Annotated in this window: 1 protein-coding gene; it reads left to right on the top strand. The window is 65.1% G+C overall.

The window, feature by feature from the left end; translation table 11 throughout:
• Positions 1-79 precede the first annotated feature (79 nt).
• On the top strand, positions 80-241 hold a 162-nt coding region (locus SJH88_RS19625), incomplete at its 3' end, for a transposase (RefSeq protein ID WP_331700512.1).

Genomic DNA, 241 nt, shown 5'->3' with positions numbered 1-241 from the left:
GCGGTAGAAGGTAAGCGCACGGTCATCCCACCCTTGAGGGCGGCGGCGTAAGCGGCAACGATGGTGTCCACCAAACCAGATAGGTGGACACCATGACCGAAGCCCAGAACAAGACCCGTCGCGCCACAGCGCCGAGCTCAAGCAGCAGATCCTGGCCGAGTGCGCCCAGCCCGGTGCATCGGTGGCCAGCGTGGCGCTCTCGCACGGCATCAACGCCAACGTCGTGCACAAATGGCGCCGA

The sequence above is a fragment of the Comamonas sp. GCA5 genome, from assembly GCF_036541385.1.
In the GTDB taxonomy this organism is placed as follows: Bacteria; Pseudomonadota; Gammaproteobacteria; order Burkholderiales; family Burkholderiaceae_C; genus Comamonas; species Comamonas aquatica.
Note: the sequence above shows the minus strand (reverse complement) of the source record. Positions and strands in the feature narration are given on the sequence as shown.